This window comes from Aminithiophilus ramosus, assembly GCF_018069705.1.
In the GTDB taxonomy this organism is placed as follows: Bacteria; Synergistota; Synergistia; order Synergistales; family Aminithiophilaceae; genus Aminithiophilus; species Aminithiophilus ramosus.
The window spans coordinates 1,403,817-1,425,941 of record NZ_CP072943.1; the positions used below are offsets into that span (position 1 = coordinate 1,403,817).

Annotated in this window: 17 protein-coding genes and 1 pseudogene; 2 read left to right on the forward strand and 16 right to left on the reverse strand. The window is 61.1% G+C overall.

Annotation, left to right across the window (positions count from 1 at the left end):
- Window positions 1–88 precede the first annotated feature (88 nt).
- From KAR29_RS06345 to KAR29_RS06390, 10 genes are all read right to left on the reverse strand, one after another.
- Window positions 89–1,468, reverse strand: coding sequence for an ISNCY family transposase (locus KAR29_RS06345; protein ID WP_311135620.1), 1,380 nt, complete (start codon window positions 1,466–1,468; stop codon window positions 89–91).
- Between the two features lie 37 nt (window positions 1,469–1,505).
- Window positions 1,506–2,309, reverse strand: a complete 804-nt coding sequence (locus KAR29_RS06350) for a 3'-5' exonuclease (protein ID WP_274374769.1) — start codon at window positions 2,307–2,309, stop codon at window positions 1,506–1,508.
- Between the two features lie 61 nt (window positions 2,310–2,370).
- Window positions 2,371–3,297, reverse strand: coding sequence for an EamA family transporter RarD (gene rarD / locus KAR29_RS06355; protein WP_274374770.1), 927 nt, complete (start codon window positions 3,295–3,297; stop codon window positions 2,371–2,373).
- Between the two features lie 193 nt (window positions 3,298–3,490).
- Window positions 3,491–4,771, reverse strand: coding sequence for a cytosine deaminase (gene codA / locus KAR29_RS06360; protein WP_274374771.1), 1,281 nt, complete (start codon window positions 4,769–4,771; stop codon window positions 3,491–3,493).
- Window positions 4,768–6,087, reverse strand: coding sequence for a cytosine permease (gene codB / locus KAR29_RS06365; RefSeq protein WP_274374772.1), 1,320 nt, complete (start codon window positions 6,085–6,087; stop codon window positions 4,768–4,770). Before codB ends, codA begins: the two co-directional genes overlap by 4 nt.
- Window positions 6,088–6,439: 352 nt before the next feature.
- Window positions 6,440–8,047 (reverse strand): type I restriction-modification system subunit M, encoded by a 1,608-nt coding sequence (locus KAR29_RS06370; RefSeq protein WP_274374773.1) that lies wholly within the window; start codon window positions 8,045–8,047, stop codon window positions 6,440–6,442.
- A gap of 178 nt (window positions 8,048–8,225) precedes the next feature.
- Window positions 8,226–9,245, reverse strand: coding sequence for a virulence RhuM family protein (locus KAR29_RS06375; RefSeq protein WP_274374774.1), 1,020 nt, complete (start codon window positions 9,243–9,245; stop codon window positions 8,226–8,228).
- Window positions 9,242–10,471, reverse strand: a complete 1,230-nt coding sequence (locus KAR29_RS06380) for a restriction endonuclease subunit S (RefSeq protein ID WP_274374775.1) — start codon at window positions 10,469–10,471, stop codon at window positions 9,242–9,244. The genes KAR29_RS06375 and KAR29_RS06380 overlap by 4 nt, the downstream gene beginning before the upstream one ends.
- 1 nt (window position 10,472) lies before the next feature.
- Window positions 10,473–13,454: a type I restriction endonuclease subunit R gene (locus tag KAR29_RS06385; protein WP_274374776.1), complete on the reverse strand. Its 2,982-nt coding sequence runs from the start codon at window positions 13,452–13,454 to the stop codon at window positions 10,473–10,475.
- 2 nt (window positions 13,455–13,456) lie between these two features.
- Complete coding sequence (locus KAR29_RS06390; RefSeq protein ID WP_274374777.1) at window positions 13,457–13,906, reverse strand: transposase; 450 nt, start codon at window positions 13,904–13,906, stop codon at window positions 13,457–13,459.
- Between the two features lie 244 nt (window positions 13,907–14,150).
- On the opposite strand from KAR29_RS06390, the gene KAR29_RS06395 reads away from it, so the two are divergent.
- The gene (locus tag KAR29_RS06395; protein ID WP_407649556.1) at window positions 14,151–14,576 is read left to right on the forward strand and encodes an integrase core domain-containing protein; all 426 of its coding nucleotides are present in this window, start codon (window positions 14,151–14,153) and stop codon (window positions 14,574–14,576) included.
- Between the two features lie 194 nt (window positions 14,577–14,770).
- On the opposite strand, the gene KAR29_RS06400 is transcribed toward KAR29_RS06395, so the two are convergent.
- The 4 genes and pseudogenes from KAR29_RS06400 to KAR29_RS06415 all read right to left on the reverse strand — a co-directional run bounded on the left by KAR29_RS06400 (window position 14,771) and on the right by KAR29_RS06415 (window position 19,691).
- Window positions 14,771–16,039 carry a DUF3732 domain-containing protein gene (locus tag KAR29_RS06400; RefSeq protein WP_274374778.1) on the reverse strand — a complete coding sequence of 423 codons (1,269 nt, stop codon included), beginning with the start codon at window positions 16,037–16,039 and terminating at the stop codon, window positions 14,771–14,773.
- Between the two features lie 178 nt (window positions 16,040–16,217).
- Window positions 16,218–17,782, reverse strand: a pseudogene (locus KAR29_RS06405) (IS3 family transposase).
- Window positions 17,783–17,834: 52 nt separating this feature from the next.
- Window positions 17,835–18,209: a hypothetical protein gene (locus KAR29_RS06410; protein WP_274374779.1), complete on the reverse strand. Its 375-nt coding sequence runs from the start codon at window positions 18,207–18,209 to the stop codon at window positions 17,835–17,837.
- 102 nt (window positions 18,210–18,311) lie between these two features.
- Window positions 18,312–19,691 carry an ISNCY family transposase gene (locus tag KAR29_RS06415; protein WP_311135602.1) on the reverse strand — a complete coding sequence of 460 codons (1,380 nt, stop codon included), beginning with the start codon at window positions 19,689–19,691 and terminating at the stop codon, window positions 18,312–18,314.
- 348 nt (window positions 19,692–20,039) lie between these two features.
- Here KAR29_RS06415 and KAR29_RS06420 point away from each other — a divergent pair.
- Window positions 20,040–21,171, forward strand: a protein-coding gene (locus KAR29_RS06420; protein WP_274374357.1) for an IS3 family transposase whose coding sequence is annotated in 2 segments (ribosomal slippage) — window positions 20,040–20,308 and window positions 20,307–21,171 — 1,134 coding nt in all. Because the reading frame shifts where the segments join, the coding sequence is not laid out codon by codon here.
- Between the two features lie 124 nt (window positions 21,172–21,295).
- On the opposite strand, the gene KAR29_RS06425 is transcribed toward KAR29_RS06420, so the two are convergent.
- Together KAR29_RS06425 and KAR29_RS06430 are read right to left on the reverse strand one after the other, a co-directional pair.
- Window positions 21,296–21,796 (reverse strand): three component ABC system middle component, encoded by a 501-nt coding sequence (locus tag KAR29_RS06425; RefSeq protein ID WP_274374780.1) that lies wholly within the window; start codon window positions 21,794–21,796, stop codon window positions 21,296–21,298.
- Window positions 21,793–22,125: an ABC-three component system protein gene (locus KAR29_RS06430; protein ID WP_311135629.1), complete on the reverse strand. Its 333-nt coding sequence runs from the start codon at window positions 22,123–22,125 to the stop codon at window positions 21,793–21,795. Before KAR29_RS06430 ends, KAR29_RS06425 begins: the two co-directional genes overlap by 4 nt.

The window sequence follows — 22,125 nt, forward strand, 5'->3', positions numbered from 1 at the left end:
TGAGGGACAATGAAAGTGTCGCTTTCGAGGGGCTGAAATCGCCCCCGTCAACAGCCCGCCTTGGCTTTCCTCCGCGGCGGAGGTCCTTCTAGGGAGGGGAACCCGTCCCTTGCTCGGTGCCGACCGCCGCGGCAGGAGGAGCGGGATTCTGTCGCCAGGGATGGTCTGCCGCCGGCTTCCTCTGCTTCTTCGTTTTGCATGGAGTGCCTGTCTTCGTCTCGATGACAGGCGGGGGAGTCGCAGGGGGCTCTTTGTCGACGGCTGCGAGATCGTAGAGCCCGTCATGGACAAGAGCCAGGAGTTTCCCGTCGAGCTTCTCGATGACCTTGACCGCCTGTCCTCTGGCAAGAAGCAGGGGGCGTCTGCGGGGGCCTATCAGGGCGTACTGTTTTCCGTCGAGGGAAATCGTCGAGTCTCCCGAGGCCTTCCGGTCGGTCTGGCGAGTCAGGAGGAGATCGAGAGCGGGGCCGTCCGGCGGAGGGAGAAAGGCAGATGCCCCCTCTGCGGGAGGACGAGCGAACCTCGGGTTATGGACCTCTCCCGGGTAGGCGGCGAGCAGGACGTTGGCCTCTTCGATCGTTTTCACTCCGGCCCGTCGGAAGGCGACGACGAGACGATCCTGAAGAGTTCCCCAGAGCCTTTCGATCCGCCCCTTCGCCTGGGGAGACCCTGCAGGGACATAGCGAGTTCCGAGAGCCTCCAGAGCGCGGCCGAACTGGGTTACAGGCGCCGAGTCCTCCAGCTCCTCCTTGATCGTCAGTTTTTCCGACTTGGGAGAAAGGAAGATGGTGTGGCGGTCGGCGTAAAGCTCGCGAGGCACGCCGTGGCGATCAAGCATCTGACGGAGCACGCGGAAGTAGCCGAAGAGGCACTCATTCCTGGCCATCCACAGACCGAGGACCTCTCCTGTGGCATCGTCAATCACGCCGTGGAGAGTGCAACGCTCACCGATCTCGAACCAATCGAAAGGAGAGGCGTCCATCTGGACCAGATCGCCTCGTCGGGACCGTCGGACCCTGCGGGAACGCCGCTTCGGGGCCCGGTGGCGATGAACGAGGGACAGGTTCTCCGCGCGAAGGAAACGGGCGATGCTCTTGGCGCTCAGCACGAGATCATGCTCTTCGGCAAGGAGTTCGGCCATGTGCTGACAGCTCGTATCCCTGTAAAGACCCTTGGCCAGACTGACGACGAAATCCCGTGTCTCCTGAGAGATTCTGCGCCGGGACGGTTTGCCTCGTCCCTTGTGCAGGAGCCCCTGCGCTCCTTCTTCCCGGTAGCGTCGTTTGAGCCGAAAGACCTGACGGCGGCTCAGACCGAGCCGATCGGCCACCTCCTGAACCGTCAGGTTGCCCGCGACAGCCTCTTCCACCAACCCCAAGCGCCTTGCTTCTTTTGTCTTCATGAGTAGGTCTCTCCTGGTCGTCATAAGTGACATTTTCCCTGTCCTCTTCACGAGTGACAATACCATTGTCCGGCGACACACCGGCGGGGCGACTTGCCCCCTCTCACTCGGCAAAACGGGCCCTGACGATGCGGTCGAGGCGAAAATGGCGCAGCCCCTTTCGGAGACAGCAGAAAGCCTCGAGCTGAGGGACGGGCCATCCGGCGAGCCCCTCGGGCCGGACCCGGCGCTCCGTCAGACGCCCCCAGGCATCGCGGTAGGCGATGACAAGCTCGCGTCCCTCGCGAAGGGCCTCCTCGACGAGGCCTCGGATCGCGGCGTCGACGGTCTTCTCCGCGGCGGCGAAATCGAAAGCCGCCAGGTCCAGAAGCTCTTCGGCCGTCGCCGCCGCTTCTCCCAGGACGTCGAGGGAGCGCTCGAAGAGCTGGCGGGCGCCGTCGGCGTCGGCCAGGGCCCGGTGACTGGCCGAGACGTCCAGGCCGAGAGTTCCGACGAGATGGGCCAGGCCGTAACGCCTTTCCTGGGGAAAGGCCCGGCGCGCCAGGACGCAGCTGTCGACGACGCCGGGACGCCAGGGAACCCAGGAGGGATCGGCCGTGGCCAGGAAGGAGAGGTCGAAGGCGGCGTTGTGGATCACCAGAAGGGCCTCGCCCAGAAACGCGCGGAGGCGGGGCAAAGCCTCCGTCACGTCGGGAGCGCCGGCCACCATGGCGTCGGTGATGCCGTGAACGGCGATGACCTCTTCCGACATGGCCCGTCCGGGATCGACGAAGGTCTGAAAGCGCCCGACGACGCGGCCCCGCCGGAAGGTGACGGCGCCGATCTCGACGATGCGATCCTTCGAGGCGTAGAGTCCCGTCGTCTCCAGGTCGAGGGCGGCGAAAAGGCAGGTATCGAGGGACCTCATCGCCGATCCTCCGGACGATCGGCCGGGATAGGCCCTCTTTTTCCTCCGGCCCGCGCCTGCCTCATCGCCCCCGTCCCTCCGGGGACGGACGTCTCAGAAGGAGAAGGCTTTCGGCCGAATAGAGGGCGATGGCGACCCAGATGAGGGCGAAGGTGACGAGGCGGGCCCACTCCAGAGGCTCGTGGTAGAGGAAAAAACCCAGGAGGAAGGAGATCGTCGGCGAAAGGTACTGGAGAAAGCCGATCGTCGTCAGACGGAGGCGCCCCGTCCCGAAGGCGAAAGCCACGAGGGGGATGGACGTCACCACGCCCGTGCCGACAAGGAGGAGATCGCGCGCCGCCGGGCCGGCGCCGAAGGCGGCCGTTCCCCGGCCCTGGAGGAAGAGAAGATAGGCCAGAGCCGGAAGGGCAAGGACGAGGGTCTCGGCGAAAAGCCCCGTCAGGCCGTCGATCCTGATGATCTTGCGGAGCAGGCCGTAGGTCCCGAAGGTCAGGGCCAGGCTCAGGGCCACGACGGGAAGGCGGCCGAGAAGCATCAGCTGGAGGGCCACGCCGGCCAGAGCCAGGAGGAGGGCCAGAAGCTGGAGCCGCCGGGGCCGCTCGCGGAAGAAGAGGGCGCCGAAGAGGACATTGACCAGAGGCGTGATGAAATACCCCAGGCTGGACTCGAGGACATGGCCCGTATTGACGGCGGCGATGTAGATGAGCCAGTTGGCGCCGAGGACGAGGCCGCTGCAGACGAGGAGTCCCATCTTCCGCGGCTCCTTCAGAAGGGCCCGGGAGTGGCCCCAGCCCCGCCCGACGGTCAGGGCCAGACCGACGAAGACGAGGGACCAGAGGATGCGGTGGCAGAGGATCTCCAGAGGCGGCACGTCCTGAAGCTGCTTCCAGTAGACGGGCAGAAGACCCCAGGCCGTGAAGGCGAAAAAGCCGGCGGCGACACCGCGAAGGTCGTCGCCTCGGCCTGAAGAAAGCGGGGACGCGGACATGGAGAGCCTCCTTTTCACATCGGCGCCGGTCCGCGGGGAAAGGACCGGCGCCACGAAGATCGGGCCCCGGGCCCCAGGGGCCCGAGGAGCAAGGGACGGCCACGGCCCCTTCGGACCGGTGCCGTCCAGAACCGCCAGCCTATTCCATACACCTCCCGGGCGGAAAAAGCAAGGCGCCCCCCCCTGAAGGGGCCTACCGCGAGGGCCTGCGGAAATCGATCTCCCTCCGGAAGGGGCCCAGGTCGAGGGAGCGCACCGCCGGACGGGTCCGAAGGGCCACGGCGCCGCGACGCACCACGTAGAGACATTCGGGAAGGAGACGGATCGCCTCGAACTCGTCGGCGGCGTCGAAGACGACGAAATTGGCGGGCCTGCCCGCCTCGATGCCGTAGAGGGACTCCACCTGGAGCGTCCGGGCCGAATTGACGGTGATCATGTCGAAGAGGGAGAAAATCTGCTCGTAGCCGCTCATGTGGGCCGTGTGGAGCAGAAGATGGGCCGCCTGAAGCATGGAGCCCTTCCCCAGGGGATACCAGGGATCCATGATGGAATCGTGGCCGATGGAGACGTTGATCCCCCGGGCCACCATCTCGTCCACCCGCGTGTGCCCCCTCCGGCGCGGGTAACCGTCGGTGCGGTTCTGAAGCACCGAATTGTCGAAGGGGTTGGTGATGAAGTTCATCTTAGCCCTCTCGGCGATCCCCAGGAGCTTGAAGGCATAGTCGTTGTTGTAGTTGTGCATGGCCGTCGTATGGCTGGCCGTCACCTTCTCTCCCATGCCGGTGACGAGGGCGAGTCGTGCCATGACCTCGACGAAGCGGGACTGGTCGTCTCCCGTCTCGTCGCAGTGGATATCGATGAGGGCGTCGTACTTCCGGGCCAGCTCGAAGGCCAGCTCCACATCGCGGATGCCGTCCTCGCGGGTCAGCTCGTTGTGGGGAATGCCTCCCACCACGTCGGCTCCCATCTCCATGGCGCGGACCATGAGGGCCTCTCCCTCGGGAAAGGTGTAGACGCCGTCCTGAGGGAAGGCCACGATCTGGATGTCGACCAGATCCTTGACCCGATCCTTCACCTCCAGAAGGGCCTCGAGGGTGAGCAGGGTGGGATCGGTCACGTCGGCATGGGTGCGGATGAACTGGACGCCTCCGGCGAACTCCCAGAGGACGGCCTCGACGGCGTTCTCGACGAGCTCCTGCCGGGTGAGGCGGGGCTTGCGCTCGCCCCAGATGGCGATCCCCTCCAGAAGCGTGCCGGAACGGTTGAAACGGGGATCCCCCACGGAAAGGACCCCGTCCAGATGCAGATGGGGGTCGCACAGAGGCGGCGTCGTGAGACGGCCTTCGGCGTCGATCTCCTGCCGTCCCCGCTCCTCCAGGGAGGGACCCACTTTCCTGATGATTCCGCCGTCGACGGCGATATCGACCTCTTCACCGCCGCGAAGGCGGGCGTTGCGCAAAACCAGATCGATCATGGCTTTCGGCCTCCCTCTCTTTCGGATCGGCTTTCCGGCCCCCCGGCCGGGCAGGAGAGGCGACGGCAGAGGAACCCGTCGGCCCCCGCATAGACCAGGGCCGCCGTCACGATGGCGTTCAGGGGGGCGACGCACAAAAGCCCCTCCTCGGGAGAGACCTTGGAGACGGCCACGGCCAGGACCCAGGCGAGCATGGCCGACCAACGGACCGGACGCTCGGCGTCCGTGGCCTGAAAGGAACGGCTCCCGCGCCCCTTGAGAAAGAAATCTCCGATGAGAATGCCTCCGATGGGCGGCAGAAAGACGCTCAAAAAGACGAGCCAGCCCACGAAATGGTTGTAGAGAAAATGGGCCAGCACCGTGCCCGCCGCACCGGCCGCGACGGTGAGGCTTTTGCGCCTCAGGCCCGTCATGTTGGCGAGGCCCAGCCCCGAGGCGTAGAGAGCGTTGTCGTTGGTGGTCCAGATGTTGAGGGCCAGAAGGGCGATGCCGCCTCCAAGGAGCCCCTGGGCCGCCAGCATCTCCGACGTGTCGGCCATCCCCGTCGCCATGGCCCCCAGGGCGCCGAAGAAAAACATGAGGCTGTTGCCGAAGGTAAAACCCACCACCGTGGCGCCCACGCCCGTCCGCCGATCTCGGGCGAAGCGGACGAAATCGGGCGTCAGCGTGGCGCCGCTGATGAAAGACCCCACGCCCAGGGCCAGACCCCGCGAAAAGGGAAGGGGCGACGCGGGCTCGACGGCCATGAGAGCCGCAAGCCCCCCGGCGTCGCCGAAGGCGCGGATCACGGACCCGAAGCCGAGAACGAGGATCGCCGGAACGGCGATCCAGCTGATCCACTCGATGGCCCGGAAACCGATGACGACCGTTCCGGTCATGAGAAGGCCCCCTGCGACGATGAGAGGCGCCACGGGAATTCCCAGAAGCCTGTTGACGGGATAGGCGAACATGGCCACGCCCACGCCGAACCAGCCGATCTGGGTGAGGGCCAGCAGGAGAGAGGGCAGCTTGGAGCCCCGGACGCCGAAGGCCCGCCGGGCCAGGACGTGAGTCGAGAGATTGGTCGAAGAGGCGGCATAGCCCAGGAAGGCCCCGTAGACGCCCAGGATCAGGTTCCCCGCCAGAACCGTTCCCACCAGATCGGGCCAGAGACGGAACCCCATGCCGAGAGTCCCTCCGGTCCACATGCTGGCGGCGAAAAAGGTGAAGCCCAGCATCACCATGGACATGGGAAGAAACCCCCGCCGTTCCGACTCCGGCACGGGCGTCAGAGCGAAATCGTCGCCCCCGCCCCTTTCGGCCTCCCGATCGGACATGACCCACCACTCCCTTTGGAAAAGTCGCCCCTCCCGGTGACGGGACAAGAGGCCCCGGGATCGGACCGGGCCCGTCGTCCCTCCGAAGAGCCTTCGCCTCCCTTTCGGAAGCGAAGGGCGGACCGCGTCCGCAGCAGCAGGAGTATATACCGTCAGGCCCCGACCGGCGACCCCCGGGAGGGGCCTGACGGCGAGGGGAGAAGGGGCGAGGCCGGGAGGGCGCGCCCGACGTCCCGTCATCCCGTCAGGGAAAGGCGGAATCGGAGCCGCGGCCCCGTCCCGCAGGGCCCCCGCGCCCCCCTTACGGCCCCTTCGCCCCCGTCTCATGGGGAAAGGTTCCGACGGTTTCGGATCAGGGCAAGAGGGGAAGGCCCAGCTCTTCGAGAAAGGCGTTGTGCCTGTTCCGGGCCTCCTCGATGTTCCCGGCCAAAGCGACCAGTTCGGCGTTGACGGCCTGCAGATCGATCGGCTCCTCCGCCCGCTGCGTGCTGATGTAGCGCGTGATATTCAGGTTGTAGCCGTTCTCCTCGATCTCCTCCATCGCCACGCGGCGGGCGTAGCGCTCCTCTTCTCTGCGGTTCTGGTAGGTGTCGATGATCTTGTCGATATGATCCTCCGTCAGGACATTCTGGCGCTTCCCCTTCTCGAAGTGCTCGGCGGCGTTGATGAAAAGCACGTCGTCCGGTTTCTTGCACTTCTTCAGCACGAGAATGCAGACCGGAATGCCCGTCGAGAAGAAGAGGTTGGCGGGCAGGCCGATGATCGTGTCGATGTTGCCGTCCCTGAGCAGCTTCGTTCGGATGCGCTCTTCCGCGCCGCCCCGGAACAGCACGCCGTGGGGCAGGATGATGGCCATGACGCCCTCCGGCTTCAGATAGTGGAAGCCGTGGAGCAGAAAGGCGAAGTCGGCGGCGGACTTGGGCGCGAGGCCGTAGCTCTTGAAGCGCACGTCGTCGCCCATCGCCTCCGTCGGATCCCAGCGGTAGCTGAAGGGCGGATTGGCCACCACGGCGTCGAACTTCGGCATCTTCGCCGGGTTCATCTCGCGCAGCCAGTCCCAGTCGTTCGTGAGGGTGTCGCCGTGGTAGATCTGGAACTCCGAATCCTTCACCCCGTGCAGCAGCATGTTCATGCGCGCCAGGTTGTACGTGGTGATGTTCTTCTCCTGACCGTAAATCCTGCCGATGCCCTTCGCCCCCATGCGGCGGCGCACGTTGAGCAGCAGCGATCCGGAACCGCAGGCGAAGTCGAAGACGCTTTCGAGAGTCTTCCGCCTTCCGGTGGCCGGTTCCTGGCCGTCGAGCGTGACGATGCCCGAGAGGATGCTGGATATCTGCTGCGGCGTGTAGAACTCGCCCGCCTTCTTTCCCGAACCGGCGGCGAACTGGCCGATAAGAAACTCGTAGGCGTCGCCCAGAGTGTCGCTGTCGGTGGAGAACTGCGCCAAGCCCTCCGCAAGCGCCCTGATGATGTTGCAGAGTTTGGCGTTGCGCGTCTCGTAATCTTTCCCCAGCTTCTCCGAATTCAGATTGATCTCGGAGAAGAGGCCGCCGAAGGCGCTGGCGAAGGATTCATTCTCGATGTAGTGGAAACCCTTTTCAAGGGTGTGCAGCAGCTCGCCGTTCTGGGTGCGGGCCATCTCGGCGATGGTGCTCCAGAGGTACTCGGGCTTGATCACATAGTGCGTCTTGCGGCGCATCTGCTTTTCGAACGCGACCGTATCGCCGGGGTTTTGAGCGTACCACAGGGCCAAGGGCGGGCGGCGGTCGCCGGAGGGCGGCGTCGGATAGTCCGACATAAGCTCCTTCTGCGCCGCCGCCTCGTAGTTGTCCGAAAGGTAGCGCAGAAAGAGGAAGGAGAGCATGTAGTCGCGAAAGTCGTCGGCGTTCATCGCGCCGCGCAGTTGATCGGCGATGGCCCAGAGAGTCGCGCCGAGTTTTCTCTTGTCCTGTTCGGTCATGGTGCTGCCTCCTCGTTTTCTTCCGGAAACACTTCGGAGTTGAGCGGATAGCGGCTCAGAAAATCATGGGGGATTTTCTTGAAGCAGGCCTTGTTCGCCTCGAATTTTTCCTGTGGTTCAAAGGGCAACCAGTTGCCGTGGATGAGGGTCTTGACCGGCCAGGTTCACGTTGCTTGTGTTACTCGCGCCCCGACTCCTTGCGACCCCTTATGCTGTTTTCCAGAGCTCTCAGCTCGGCCTCGTCCTCTGCATCCGCGGCTCGGGCTTCCCGGGATTTACGGCGTCGCTCGTAGTCCAGAAAAAGCGGGGCGATGCGCCGCTCCATAGAGACATGGCTGACCGATCCCGCTCCCTCCAGGAGGGGAAAGCCGTTGGAGGCTATGATCTGGGCGACGTTCTCGCGCCAGAAAGCCATGGTGGTGACCGTCTGCCGTTTGGCCCGCAATTCGGCGGTTTCGAGAAAGATAACCACCAGACGGTTCAGCGTGTCGCTTTCACCCTCGGTCAGGTAGTTTTTGGCCAGCAGAATGTCCTGCTTGCGCACCTGATTCCCCTTCCAGGTCAACAGGCCGAAATGGGAGTCCTCCGGGTCGGCACGGTCGACGACGATTTCGGCGGCGGTCCGCTGCGTGACGGCGAACAGCAGCATGTTCTGAACGGTGGCGAAAAACTGTCGCGTGGCCTCATCGGTCTTGTCGTAATCGGCAGCCAGCGCGAAGAGATCTCGCACTTTTTGATAGAAGCGCTTCTCCGAGGCCCGAATGTCTCGGATACGGGCCAGCATCTCGTCGAAGTAGTCCGGGCGGCCATCGGGGTTCTTCAGCCGCTCGTCGTCCATGGCGAAGCCCTTGAGCAGATACTCGGCCAACACCGTGCTGGCCCAGCGACGGAACTGGACGCCTCGCGGCGAACGCACGCGATACCCCACGGCCAGAATGGCGTCGAGATTGTAAAGCGTGACCCTGCGGCGCACTTCGCGCCCACCTTCGATTTGAACTACCGAGGATTCCTCGGCAGTTGCTTCTCGTCGCAGTTCACCATCGGCGTAGATGTTTTTCAGGTGCACGCTGATATTGTCCGGCGATACATCAAAAAGTTCGGCCATTTGCCGCTGGCTGAGCCACACCGTGCCCCGGTCGGCCCGCAGCTGCACCCGGCTTTGGCCGTCTTCGCTGGTGTAGAGGATGAGCTGGGTCATTTTCCCGCCTCGTCCGGCACCGGGAAAAGCTGCTGCATCAGCCCTTTTTTATGGGCCTTGAGCGCGTCGAGTTTTTGGGCCTGCGAGGTTATGAGGTTGTCGATAGAGGAGAGGCAGTCGGCGATTTTTTGTTGTTCGGCCTCCAATCTTGGAACAAGGCACTCAACTTTTTCCAACACGTCTACGGAAAGCCCCGGCTGCGCCTGCCCCGTAGCGAATCGATTCAGATTCAATTTCAGGAGGTCATAGAACAGCCAATCGATATTGATGCCAGAAAAAGGAGCAGCAACCACGGCATGTTCTGTCGCGTAAAATTCACCTTCCCCAAGAATGACATTCCCACAAAGTGCACCTTGTCGACCAATCAAAGGATACTTCCCTGAATGCGTATGCGTTTTTACATATCCACGCAAACCGTTACCACCGTAACATGGATAAAGCGCATATCCGTTTTTCTCTGATATTTCCCCTGCGGACACAAATTTCCCCGCACGCATACAGCAAATCTCACCAAGCTTATTCTTATCCCACTCCCCAGCATCCCGGAACTCGGGGAAGCGGAGTTTGGGGAGGGTTTCACCTTCGGCGGGGAAGATCTGCTGCATCAGTCCTTTTTTATGGGCCTTGAGCGCGTCGATCTTCCGGGTCTCCAAGGTTATCAGCTCGTCGACGGAGGAGAGGCAGTCGGCGATTTTTTGTTGTTCTGCTTCGTTGGGTAGTGGAATTTTTATCTTTGAGAAATTTTCATAAAAAAGATAACTCCGGATCCCTCCTTCAACATTACTATTCACCGATTTGTCAAATGTAAATGTGCTAAAAAAATACAACAGAAATCTATCGTTGACATTTTTAGAAGTTTTAAAGCAGACATACAACGAGCTAATGAGAATGTTGTTCAAATCTTCACTGTAGCCAATAGATCCCACATTAATTCTTGCAGGATTGTAGGCGAATGTATTTCTTTCAATTATTTTATAAAGAGAGATATCGTAACCTCGTTTGTTGCTATCCACTCCATCAAATTGTTCTACCTGTGGAACGAAGCCAACTGTATTGTTAATCGAGTAAATAGGGTATTTTTTGCAACTTTTATTTCTCTTATCCGTCTTGTGAGTTAATCCGCCTAGAGTCTTCTCCTCCCACTCCCCCGCATCCCGGAACTCCGGAAAGCGCAGTTCGGGCACCAGCGCGCGCTTTGCTCCCTGCGTCATGCTCGTTTCTTCCATGTTACTGCTCATAGGCGTTCAACCCCGATATCTCCCGCCCCTGGGCGAGTTTCTTGAACAGCGGAATCATGTCTTCCATGAGTGCCAGTTCCTTCTGCGTGCGCGCCTTCCAGCCAAGCTCTTGCGGGGCGAGCAGGTCGCCCAACAGGTCGCCGTCGAAGACCATGCGGCGCAGCACGGTGTCCACGAAGGTCTTCAGGGCGGCGGCCTCGATGCCATGCTTTTCGGCGACGGCGGCAAGCTCCCGGGCGTTCTTTCGTTCCTTGAAGCGTTCGTATCCGGCGCGGACGGCCTTCTCGTCCAGCCCCTTGCCCGCTTCCAGCGTTTTGATGTACTCGGCGATGTCGTCACGCTCGTCCATGAACTTGGCGTCAGCCTGAATCAGGCCGATGAGCTGGGCGCGGTGCATCTTCTGCGTGCTCGGCTCCTGCTGCGAATACTTCGCGATCAGCGCCATGATGTAGTCGTAGTCGATCATCGCCGAGGCGAAAAGGACAAATTCGAAATCGAGCTGCTGCACCGCGCCGGCAGTCGGCGCTTCGGCCCCCTCTCCGTCTCCGTCCTGCTTTTGCTTCAGAAGCAGGGCCGTTTCCAGATAGGCGCCTCTGAAGGCCTGCAATTCGTCTTCGGGCAGCACCTGCTCGATTTTTTCCCTGTGCCCTTCCGTCAGGTCGGTGTACTGGTCAAGCTGTGTTTTAAGGCGCTGCACCTCCTTGAAGAGGTTGATGAACGTCGAACGGGCCCCGTCGCCTTTGAGGTTGGGGACCTCTTCGGGTCTGTTCTCCAGGCCCTGAGATTCCAGAAAATCGCCCAGTTTCCGCACGGCCGCCTGCAGTCTCTCGATAACCACGGGCGCTTCGTCCACCAGCCATATTTCCTTCGCAGGTCTGGCGGCCTCGCCGGAAAAGAGGGCGATGGCGGTGTCCACGGCGTCCTGCTGCTGGCGGAAGTCGAGGATGTTGCCGTAGGGCTTGGTGTCGTTGAGGACGCGGTTGGTGCGGGAAAAGGCCTGGATCAGACCGTGGTGTTTGAGGTTCTTGTCCACGTAGAGGGTGTTCAGAAACTTTGAGTCGAAGCCGGTGAGCAGCATGTCCACCACGATGGCGATGTCGATCTTCTTGCTGTGCGGCAGATCGCTGTTCGGGTACTGCTGGTCTTTGATGCGCGTCTGCACGTCCTGATAGTAGAGGTCGAACTCGCCCACTCCGTGATTCGTGCCGTACCGCGCGTTGTAGTCGGCGATGATGCTCTTGAGGGCCTCTTTCTTCTTTTCCGGCTCCTGCTCGTTGTCGGCCCTTTCCTGGGGCAGGTCTTCCTGTATCTGCTGCACGTCCCTGTTGCCCTCGGCGGGCGGCGAGAAAACGCAGGCGACGTTCAGCGGCCGGAAGTTCTCGTCCTCCGCCGCTCTTTCGGCCTGTACCGTCTTGAAGAGTTCGTGATACTCGATGGCGTCGTTGATCGACGAGGTGGCCAGAAGGGCGTTGAACTTGCGCCCGTTGGTGGCGGCGTCGTGCTTGGAGAGAATCGATTCGACGATGGCTTTCTTGGCGAGGGGTTCATCGGTCTTCGCCGGAATCTTTCCTTCCGGTTTGAAGTAATCCACATGGAAGCGCAGGACATTCCGGTCTTCGATGGCGTGCGTGATCGTGTAGGCGTGCAGTTGCTGCTGGAAGAGGTCCGCCGTGGTCCGGTAGCTGGCCTGCCGCCCCTCGATCTGCTGATGGGAGGCGTTCTCCTCGAAGATGGGCGTGCCGGTGAATCCGAACAACTGGGCGTCGGGAAAGAATTCCCTGATGGCCCTGTGGTTCTCGCCGAACTGCGACCGGTGGCACTCGTCGAAGATGAAGACGATGCGCTGATTCCGCAGGGGCTCCAGCCGCTCGGCGTAGTTGCGCCTGCTGTTGTTGCCGTCGAGCGCGAGGCCGAGCTTCTGGATGGTGGTGACGATGACTTTGTCGGCATAGTCCTCGGAGAGGAGGCGCCGCACCAGGGTTTCCGTGTTGGTGTTCTCTTCGACGCACCCTTCCTGAAACTTGTTGAACTCCTCCCGGGTCTGCCTGTCGAGGTCTTTGCGGTCGACGACGAAGAGGCATTTGTCGATGTCGGGATTGTCCTTGAGGAGGGTCGACGCTTTGAAGGATGTGAGCGTCTTCCCGCTGCCTGTCGTGTGCCAGATGTAGCCGTTGCCGCAGCGCCGGTGGATGGACTCCACGATGGCCTTGACGGCGTAGATCTGGTAGGGGCGCATCATCAGGAGCTTCTGTTCGCAGGCCACGAGCACCATGTAGCGGCTGATCGTCTCGCCCAGGGTGCACTTGGCCAGAAAGGCGTCGGCGAAGCTGTCCAGGTGGGTGATCTTCCTGTTGCTTGGGTCCGCGTACTGGTAGAGCGGCAGAAAGCGCTCGTCGGCGTCGAAGCGGAAGTGACGATTGTTGTTGTTGGCGAAGTACCATGTCTCGCTGCGGTTGCTGACGATGAAGAGCTGCATGAAACAGAGCAGCGTTTTTCCGTAGCCGTTGCCGGGGTCGTTCTTGTAATCGACGATCTGCTGCATCGCCCGGCGCGGGCTGATCGCCAGCGTCTTCAGTTCGATCTGCACGACGGGGACGCCGTTGATCAGCAGGATCACGTCGTAGCGGTGATGGCTGTAGTCGGTGCTGATGCGCAGCTGGTTGACGACCTCGAAGGTGTTCTTGCACCAGTCCTTGATGTTGACCAGCGTGTAATGGAGCGCCGTACCGTCATCGCGCTCGAAGGTGCTGCGCTCGCGAAGACGGCGGGCGGCGGCGAAGACGTCGGGGGTGACGATGTCCCCCAGCAGCCGGCCGAATTCGCCGTCGGTGAGGTTCACGCGGTTCAGTTCCTGAAAGTGCCGGCGGAAGTTCCGTTCCAGCGCCGCCCGGTCGCCTATGTCCTGGCGGTAGGCGTATTTGAGGTCGATCAGTTTTTCGATCAGAAGTTGTTCGATCTGCTGCTCGGTCATCTTCAACCCTCCGGAAGTTCCTCGCCAGAGCTTTGCCGGAACGATCGCCTCTCCGGGGTCCCTCCCCTGAAGAGGCGATCGAGGCGCCTGCTCGCAGAAGGCCGCCGATCATCGTCCGGCCCCTCATCCAGCGACACGAAAACAGCCTCCATCACGACAGAGGCCGCAGCAGAAACACCGATCGAAAAGGCCTTTTTAAATCTTCTTATAACATAAGAGCCGGTCGGCTGCTTGTCAACAGTTTCACCCGCTTCGCCGGGGGACCAAGACTGAGGGCGACGGCCGTTGCCGGGGACGGGCGAACCCGTCTCGATACGAGCCTGCTTCCTCCACTGCCTGAGCGTTTCGAAGCTGATTCCCGTCTCACGCGCCAGAGACGAGAGGGAGGCGTTCTCGGGGGGCATCATTCGTTTGACAAGCTGTTCTTTCACGTCGGGACTGTAGGGGTTCATGAGGCGAACCTCCTCTGGAGTTCAATCATAACCTACTCAGGAGAGGCGACAACTATTGTGGCACAGGGGGTTCAGTTTGTGCCACAGGCTGTGGCACAAACTCCAGGTGCGGATATTTACGATAAAAGGCCAGCATTCGCTTGATGTTGCGCTCGGAAAAACCCTTTTCCTCGGGCAACTCGCTGTCATAGCAAAAAAGACCTTCATGAAACCGCTGGTCCTCCACTCCGACAACGGCAGCCCCATGAAGGGCTCGACCTTCCAGGCCCGCCTCGCGGCCCTGGGAATCCTCCCCAGCAGAAGCCGCCCGAGAGTGAGCAACGACAACGCCTACTCAGAATCGCTCTTTCGGACCTACAAATACCGCCCTGCCTTCCCGTCGCAGGGATTCGCCGGCCTCGAAGAGGCCCGGGAATGGACGGCCGCCTTCGTCCGCTGGTACAACGAAAAGCATCGCCACAGCGCCATCGGCTTCGTCACCCCCGACGCCCGCCACAGAGGCGACGACGTCGAGATCCTGAAGAAAAGAAAGCTTCGCTACGAAAAGGCCCGATCGGCCCACCCCGAACGGTGGAGAGGCAAAACCCGCCGACGGGAACCCATCGGCCCCGTCTTCCTCAACCCCGACAGATCGGGTAAGGAGGAAAAAGCGGAGAAGGACCCCGGCTGAGCGATCGAGAAGGAGCCGCCGGAAGAGGGAAAGTCAACCGGATGCATATATGACTCTTGGGCGACAACTACCTTGACAAAAACCGTCTCTGTCGTTTGGCTGTCACGATGTCCCCTCTTTTTCCGGAATCCTGTGATACAACTCGACTTCAATGACAACTTAGCTCGAGATCCAGTTTTGAGGGTCCACTATAGCTATCCACCATCGTTTTCACCTTCGCCTACCTGCTCTTCAATCCATTCTGCCGGGATCAGTGCGGCTCCTCTCCTCCACCGCTCAACAACGGCGGCCTGGTACCAGTCTTCCGTCACATCGGCGTGCTCTGTGATGATGACCTGTAGTCCAGGACTCAGCTCAGCAACGACGTCTCGGATCAGCTCGAAGATGCGGATGACCGCAGTTCGATCCTCGTCGTCGAGGACAGCCATGGAACCACCGATGTCTTGCTCAGCAGGAAAGTAGACCTGTGATGGCTGATCCAAAAAGAGGAAACGAGGAACTGGGCGGCTATTGCGCACGAACCAGATGTGGAGCGCCAGGTGCGCAATAATGTGACAGCAGAGCGCGTTCGCACCGCTTCCCATTCTATCCATGGGTATCGGTCCCACTTCAGTCTCTGCGTCCGCCACAAGTTGAAGGCGACGCGGATCTAGTCGAAATGGGTTTCCGCTGTGCTCGTGTTCGAGCCGCTCAGCCCAGCTCGTCAGTTTCTTACTGATGACCGAGAGGATAGAGTCCAACCGCTCCTGCATTTTCTCATCGCTCAGTTCAGCCTTGATCCCTTCGATCTCGATCTGCAGCTGTTCAATCTCGCGACGGAGCTTAGAAGAGTCTGCGATCTGCGGCAGAGTCTCAAGGAACAAGCTAATTCGCCCGAGGACGAGAGCTCGACGCAACGCTGCATCGCGAAGCGCTGTGAGCCGATCATCAGACCGACGGATCGCCTCCAGCGCGCCCCGATTCTCCTTAAGCAAGCGACGCGTCTCGGCCAGCTTTGTTTCTTGCTCGATGATGAGAGACTCGAGCCCAGGCGTATGTTTCGAGACACTACTGAGCTGGTTGGAGGCGCGGTCAAGCTCGGACTGGAGCTGCGACACTGTTGGCACGCGGTCAGATGTTGGCTGTTCGCAAAGCGGGCAGCACCCAGAACTAGCCGCTGCGAAGATTCCCAGGCTTGAAAGCCGCGACACCTGCTCCCCTGTCTCCTGTGAGTATCCCCCTTCGTCGTCGAGCAGTGACTGCATCGCATCGAGCTCATTCTGCTGCCGGCGCAGCTGCTCCCGGAGCCGCACGTGCTCGCCGTTCAATCGACCTAGCTCTGCCTGATCGACGCTTTCCTCGTACCTGGTGAGCTGCTCCTCCGGCGATACACTCATAGCGGATCGTAACTCAGCGACAGCATCTTCCCACGTGGCTGGTGCGGCGTCCGCTGGCAGAAGGCCCACAGCCCTGGCCTCGGCCACAAATGGGGCCGCACCACCTAGTCCATCTAGTCCATCTAGTCCATCGCCTGCAATGGCCTCCAGGCGAGCGAGTGAGCGCTCTCGATCTCGGAGCGGTGTTTGTCAATATAGTTGTCGCCCAAGAGTCATGCATGCATCAGGTTGACATTTCCTCTTCCGGCATCTCCTTCGCGATCGTTCAGCCGGGGTCCTTCTCCGCTTTTTCCTCCTTACCCGATCTGTCGGGGTTGAGGAAGACGGGACCGATGGATTCCCATCGGCGGGTTTTGCCTCTCCACCGTTCGGGGTGGGCCGATCGGGCCTTTTCGTAGCGAAGCTTTCTTTTCTTCAGGATCTCGACGTCGTCGCCTCTGTGGCGGGCGTCGGGGGTGACGAAGCCGATGGCGCTGTGGCGATGCTTTTCGTTGTACCAGCGGACGAAGGCGGCCGTCCATTTCCGGGCCTCTTCGAGGCCGGCGAATCCCTGCGACGGGAAGGCGGGGCGGTATTTGTAGGTCCGAAAGAGCGATTCCGAGTAGGCGTTGTCGTTGCTCACTCTCGGGCGGCTTCTGCTGGAGAGGATTCCCAGGGCCGCAAGGCGGGCCGGGAAGGTCGAGCCCTTCATGGGGCTGCCGTTGTCGGAGTGGAGGACCAGCGGTTTCGTGAAGGTCTTTTCCGAAACGACTGCGCGGGTGACGAGTTCGGAGGCGTGGTCTTCCGATTCCCTCTCCCAGATCTCCCAGCCGACGATCTTGCGGCTGTAGATATCCAGGATGAGGTAGAGGTAGTAGTGGAGCCCGACGATGGGGCCCGGCAGCCAGGAGATGTCCCAGGACCAGACTTCGTTGGGCCCTTTGGCTTCGTGTGTCGTCGGTACCTTGGGCGAGCCGGTTCGGGACCGGCCGCGACGGTTCTGTCGATTCGTGGACCGGAGGATGCGGTAGAAGGTCGATTCCGAGGCGAGGTAGATGTCCCGATCGGCGAGGATAGGGACGATCTGACTCGGGGGCAGGTCGGCGAACTCTTCGCTGTCGACGACGGAGCGGATCGTTTCGATTTCCTCTTCCGTGAGGCTCCAGCGGGGCTTGGGGCGATTCGCCTTCCTGCGGCCGTCTTCGGCGACCTGTCCCTCCCTGGTCCAGCGCTGGAAGGTGCGGAGAGTGAGGCCCAGCTCGGCGCAGGCCTTTTCCCTGCGGGCTCCCTGGCGGCAGGCTTCTCGGACGAGGTCGCAGGCCGCCTGGCGATCGGGGAGGCTCAGATACCGTCCTCGTCGTCCCCCCAGATCGCCTGGGCTTTTTTTCGCAGCGTGAGCAGGGCCGCCGTTTCAGCCAGGGCCTTTTCCTTTCTCCGAAGTTCCCGCTCCAGCTCCTTCAGGCGTCCCCTGTGCGACGTGAGTTCCTCGCGCAGCTCCCTGACGTTGTCTCTGTCCCGGCCGGCGGCGAGGCCGTCGAGGCAAGCCTCGCGCCAGCTACGGATCTCCTCGACGTAAAGACCCTTCGATCGACAGTATTCGGCCTGTTCCGTCTCGTTCATCCCCGCCGTGGCCAGGACGGCGAGAAGCTTGTCGCCGGGGGACCAGGACTGAGGGCGACGGCCATTGCCGGGGACGGGCGAACCTGTCTCGATACGGGCCTTCTTCCTCCACTGCCTGAGCGTTTCGAAGCTGATTCCCGTCTCACGCGCCAGAGTCGAGAGGGAGGCGTTCTCAGGGGGCATCATTCGTTTGACAAGCTGCTCTTTCACGTCGGGACTGTAGTGGTTCATGGGGCGCACCTCCTCTGGAGTTCAATCATAACCTACTCAGGAGAGGCGACAACTATTGTGGCATAGGGGGGAGCTGTCTGCGCAATTCTCTGAGCTTCGCCTTCTTCGCGACGAAATCGTCGTCGACGGCACCTAAGAAGTATGGGAGCGTGTCCTTGATGGTCTGGGCAACCCAATTGTCACTCTGTTCGTGGAAGAGAAACTTGGGGTGAGAGACTTCTTCCTGCTTCTGAAAGACAAAAGCAAGGGCGTGCCGCAACTTCGCAGATACGGGCCTCCGAGTCTGGCCTTCCGGTGGTTCATGAAGGTTCAGTCCAATTCCCACTACGGCGGTGAGACGTTCCACAACGCTGTCAATGTTCGTGGTTGCAGAAATCTCGGGAGCCTCGGGCAACGTCAGCGTGTCAAGGGACACTAAAAATGTCATCTAAAAAGAGGGTCTGAGGGACAATGAAAGTGTCGCTTTCGAGGGGCTGAAATCGCCCCCGTCAACAGCCCGCCTTGGCTTTCCTCCGCGGCGGAGGTCCTTCTAGGGAGGGGAACCCGTCCCTTGCTCGGAGCCGACCGCCGCGGCAGGAGGAGCGGGATTCTGTCGCCAGGGATGGTCTGCCGCCGGCTTCCTCTGCTTCTTCGTTTTGCATGGAGTGCCTGTCTTCGTCTCGATGACAGGCGGGGGAGTCGCAGGGGGCTCTTTGTCGACGGCTGCGAGATCGTAGAGCCCGTCATGGACAAGAGCCAGGAGTTTCCCGTCGAGCTTCTCGATGACCTTGACCGCCTGTCCCCTGGCAAGAAGCAGGGGGCGTCTGCGGGGGCCTATCAGGGCGTACTGTTTTCCGTCGAGGGAAATCGTCGAGTCTCCCGAGGCCTTCCGGTCGGTCTGGCGAGTCAGGAGGAGATCGAGAGCGGGTCCGTCCGGCGGAGGGAGAAAGGCAGATGCCCCCTCTGCGGGAGGACGAGCGAACCTCGGGTTATGGACCTCTCCCGGGTAGGCGGCGAGCAGGACGTTGGCCTCTTCGATCGTTTTCACTCCGGCCCGTCGGAAGGCGACGACGAGACGATCCTGAAGAGTTCCCCAGAGCCTTTCGATCCGCCCCTTCGCCTGGGGAGACCCTGCAGGGACATAGCGAGTTCCGAGAGCCTCCAGAGCGCGGCCGAACTGGGTTACAGGCGCCGAGTCCTCCAGCTCCTCCTTGATCGTCAGTTTTTCCGACTTGGGAGAAAGGAAGATGGTGTGGCGGTCGGCGTAAAGCTCGCGAGGCACGCCGTGGCGATCAAGCATCTGACGGAGCACGCGGAAGTAGCCGAAGAGGCACTCATTCCTGGCCATCCACAGACCGAGGACCTCTCCTGTGGCATCGTCAATCACGCCGTGGAGAGTGCAACGCTCACCGATCTCGAACCAATCGAAAGGAGAGGCGTCCATCTGGACCAGATCGCCTCGTCGGGACCGTCGGACCCTGCGGGAACGCCGCTTCGGGGCCCGGTGGCGATGAACGAGGGACAGGTTCTCCGCGCGAAGGAAACGGGCGATGCTCTTGGCGCTCAGCACGAGATCATGCTCTTCGGCAAGGAGTTCGGCCATGTGCTGACAGCTCGTATCCCTGTAAAGACCCTTGGCCAGACTGACGACGAAATCCCGTGTCTCCTGAGAGATTCTGCGCCGGGACGGTTTGCCTCGTCCCTTGTGCAGGAGCCCCTGCGCTCCTTCTTCCCGGTAGCGTCGTTTGAGCCGAAAGACCTGACGGCGGCTCAGACCGAGCCGATCGGCCACCTCCTGAACCGTCAGGTTGCCCGCGACAGCCTCTTCCACCAACCCCAAGCGCCTTGCTTCTTTTGTCTTCATGAGTAGGTCTCTCCTGGTCGTCATAAGTGACATTTTCCCTGTCCTCTTCACGAGTGACAATACCATTGTCCGGCGACACTCGGGCAACGTCAGCGTTGACCCTACTGCGTAATAAGCGTCCGAAGTGGTGGTTCTCCCCGGGTCGGGAGAACGACGAGCGACGAAGTGTTCGGATGAGCCATCCGTGAGGTGAATACCGTACCAAGAAACGTTATTACGTATGATGCCTTCGGGGACTTCACATGACGAGCTGCCAAGGCAGTAGTCCACTATGTCAATGAGCGCGGACTTCCCCGTCTTCGCGTCGCCGGTGATGATGTTCAGCTCTATAGTGGACCCCGAAAACTGGACCACGAGCTAAGTTGCAGTTGAAGTCGGGCTGTATCATAGGGTCCCAGAAAGAGAGGGGACATCATGGCAGCCAAGCGACAGAGGCGTTCAGCGGAGTTCAAAAGCAAAGTGGCCTTCGCTGCCCTGAAAGGGGATAAGACCCTGGCTCAATTGTCGGGTGAGTTCGAGGTTTCCGCCGTCCAGATCGGTCAGTGGAAGAAGCAGCTTCTGCAAGGGGGTCCGGAGATCTTTCAACGCAAAGGCACTCCGATGGATGTCGAGACGTTGATGGCCCCCCTCTACCAGGAGATCGGTCGGCTCAAGATGGAGCTCGACTGGCTCAAAAAAAAATCAGGCGCTGACGCTTGAGGGAAAGCGGACCTCCATCGATCCCGAGCACCCTTCGATCAGTGTTCGTCGGCAATGTGACCTCCTTGATCTTAACCGGTCCAGCTTCTACTACGCGAGCTCTTCCGCGACGGAGACGGCGGAGAACCTTGAAATCATGGAGCTCATCGACGGCCGGTACACCTGCGCCCCCTCTTACGGGAGCCGCCGGATGACGGCCTGGCTGCGTCGACAGGGACAGGACGTGAACCGCAAACGGATCGGACGGCTGATGAGGCTTATGGGGCTCGAAGGGATTGGCCCCAAACCGGGAACCAGCAAGCCTCACCCCGAACATGAGATTTATCCCTACCTGCTCCGGAACGCCGTCATCGTCAGACCGAATCAGGTCTGGAGCACCGATGTCACCTACCTCCCGATGAGTGGCGGTTTCATGTACCTCGCGGCCGTCATCGATTGGCACAGCCGCTTCGTCCTCTCCTGGGAACTTTCCAACACCCTGGACGCAGAGTTCTGCGTCGTCGCCCTCGACAGGGCTCTTCGGCAGGGAACGCCGGAGATCTTCAACACCGACCAGGGCTGTCAGTTCACCAGTAAGGCCTTTCTGTCTCTGCTCAAGGAAAAGGAGATCCGGATCAGCATGGACGGTCGTGGCAGGGCCCTCGACAACATCTTCGTGGAACGCTTCTGGCGGACCCTCAAGTATGAGTGGCTCTACTTGAACGACTATGAGCGGGTCCGCGATCTCCGCTGCGGCCTGCGGGAGTATATGGACTTCTACAACGACGAAAGGCTTCACTCCTCACTGAACTACAGGACACCGCGGGAGGTTCACTTTGCCGACCGGGAGGGACCGATGGCGGTCTGACTTTAACTAACTTCGGGCCTCAAATGGTCTTGACAATGGGGTCCACCATACTCACCTGGGCGGAGTGACAATACGCGACGATTTCCGTGCTTCGAATAGAGGACGATATCGAGTATCTGGATGCTCACGGCGCAACCCCCCAGAGAGCCATGACAGTTGCGTATTCACCAGAAAGCGCGAACCATTTCCCAACAAACTCGGCCTGCTTGATGCAAGCCCGGACTTCGTCAGTGGCTTCGCGCTCGAACCTCGCCATGGATCGTGGTCGAACTCCAGCCACAACCCGCGCATCCTCAACCCGAAGCAGCCCCCCACTGGATGCAAACAGGAGGGCCTCTTTAACCAGAGGGACCAGACTCTTTGCTCGCTCGGAAAAGCCAACGAGAACTCGGGGATTCTTGCCCAGCCAAGCGACGAGCGACGTTCGGGTCGTCGTGGGAAGGCTTTCCCGAGTGCTTTTGTGCAGCACCACGGGCACGACGAGGAACGAGAGCGCGAACGGTTGGTTCACGATAGCCTCCAGCGAGTATGCCCTGGCGCAACTCCAGAGGAGCGTGCCGAGAAAAGCAGGATTGAGGAGCCGGGCGTGCTCCAGTGGCCGCTCGTTCCAAGGGGTAGTCGTCATAACTCCTCCCGGGTTTCGAGGAGGTGCTTGAGTCGACGCATGAACTCGGGATGCCAGCCAACCCTGAGGGTATCGGCGAGAATGTGAAACGAGCCCCGCGTCATGCTGGGATGCAACACCCGCGGCCGAATAGGGTAACAGCTGTCCTCAACCCATGCATAGACCTTCTGGGCGGCTGACCGCATGGTGTCCTCCGCAGCCGCGTCGCCAATCTCATCAACGAGCCGGTTGAACTGAATCTCCCACTCCTCGCGCAACAGCCGCTCGTAGCTCCCCCCTATGCCACAATAGTTGTCGCCTCTCCTGAGTAGGTTATGATTGAACTCCAG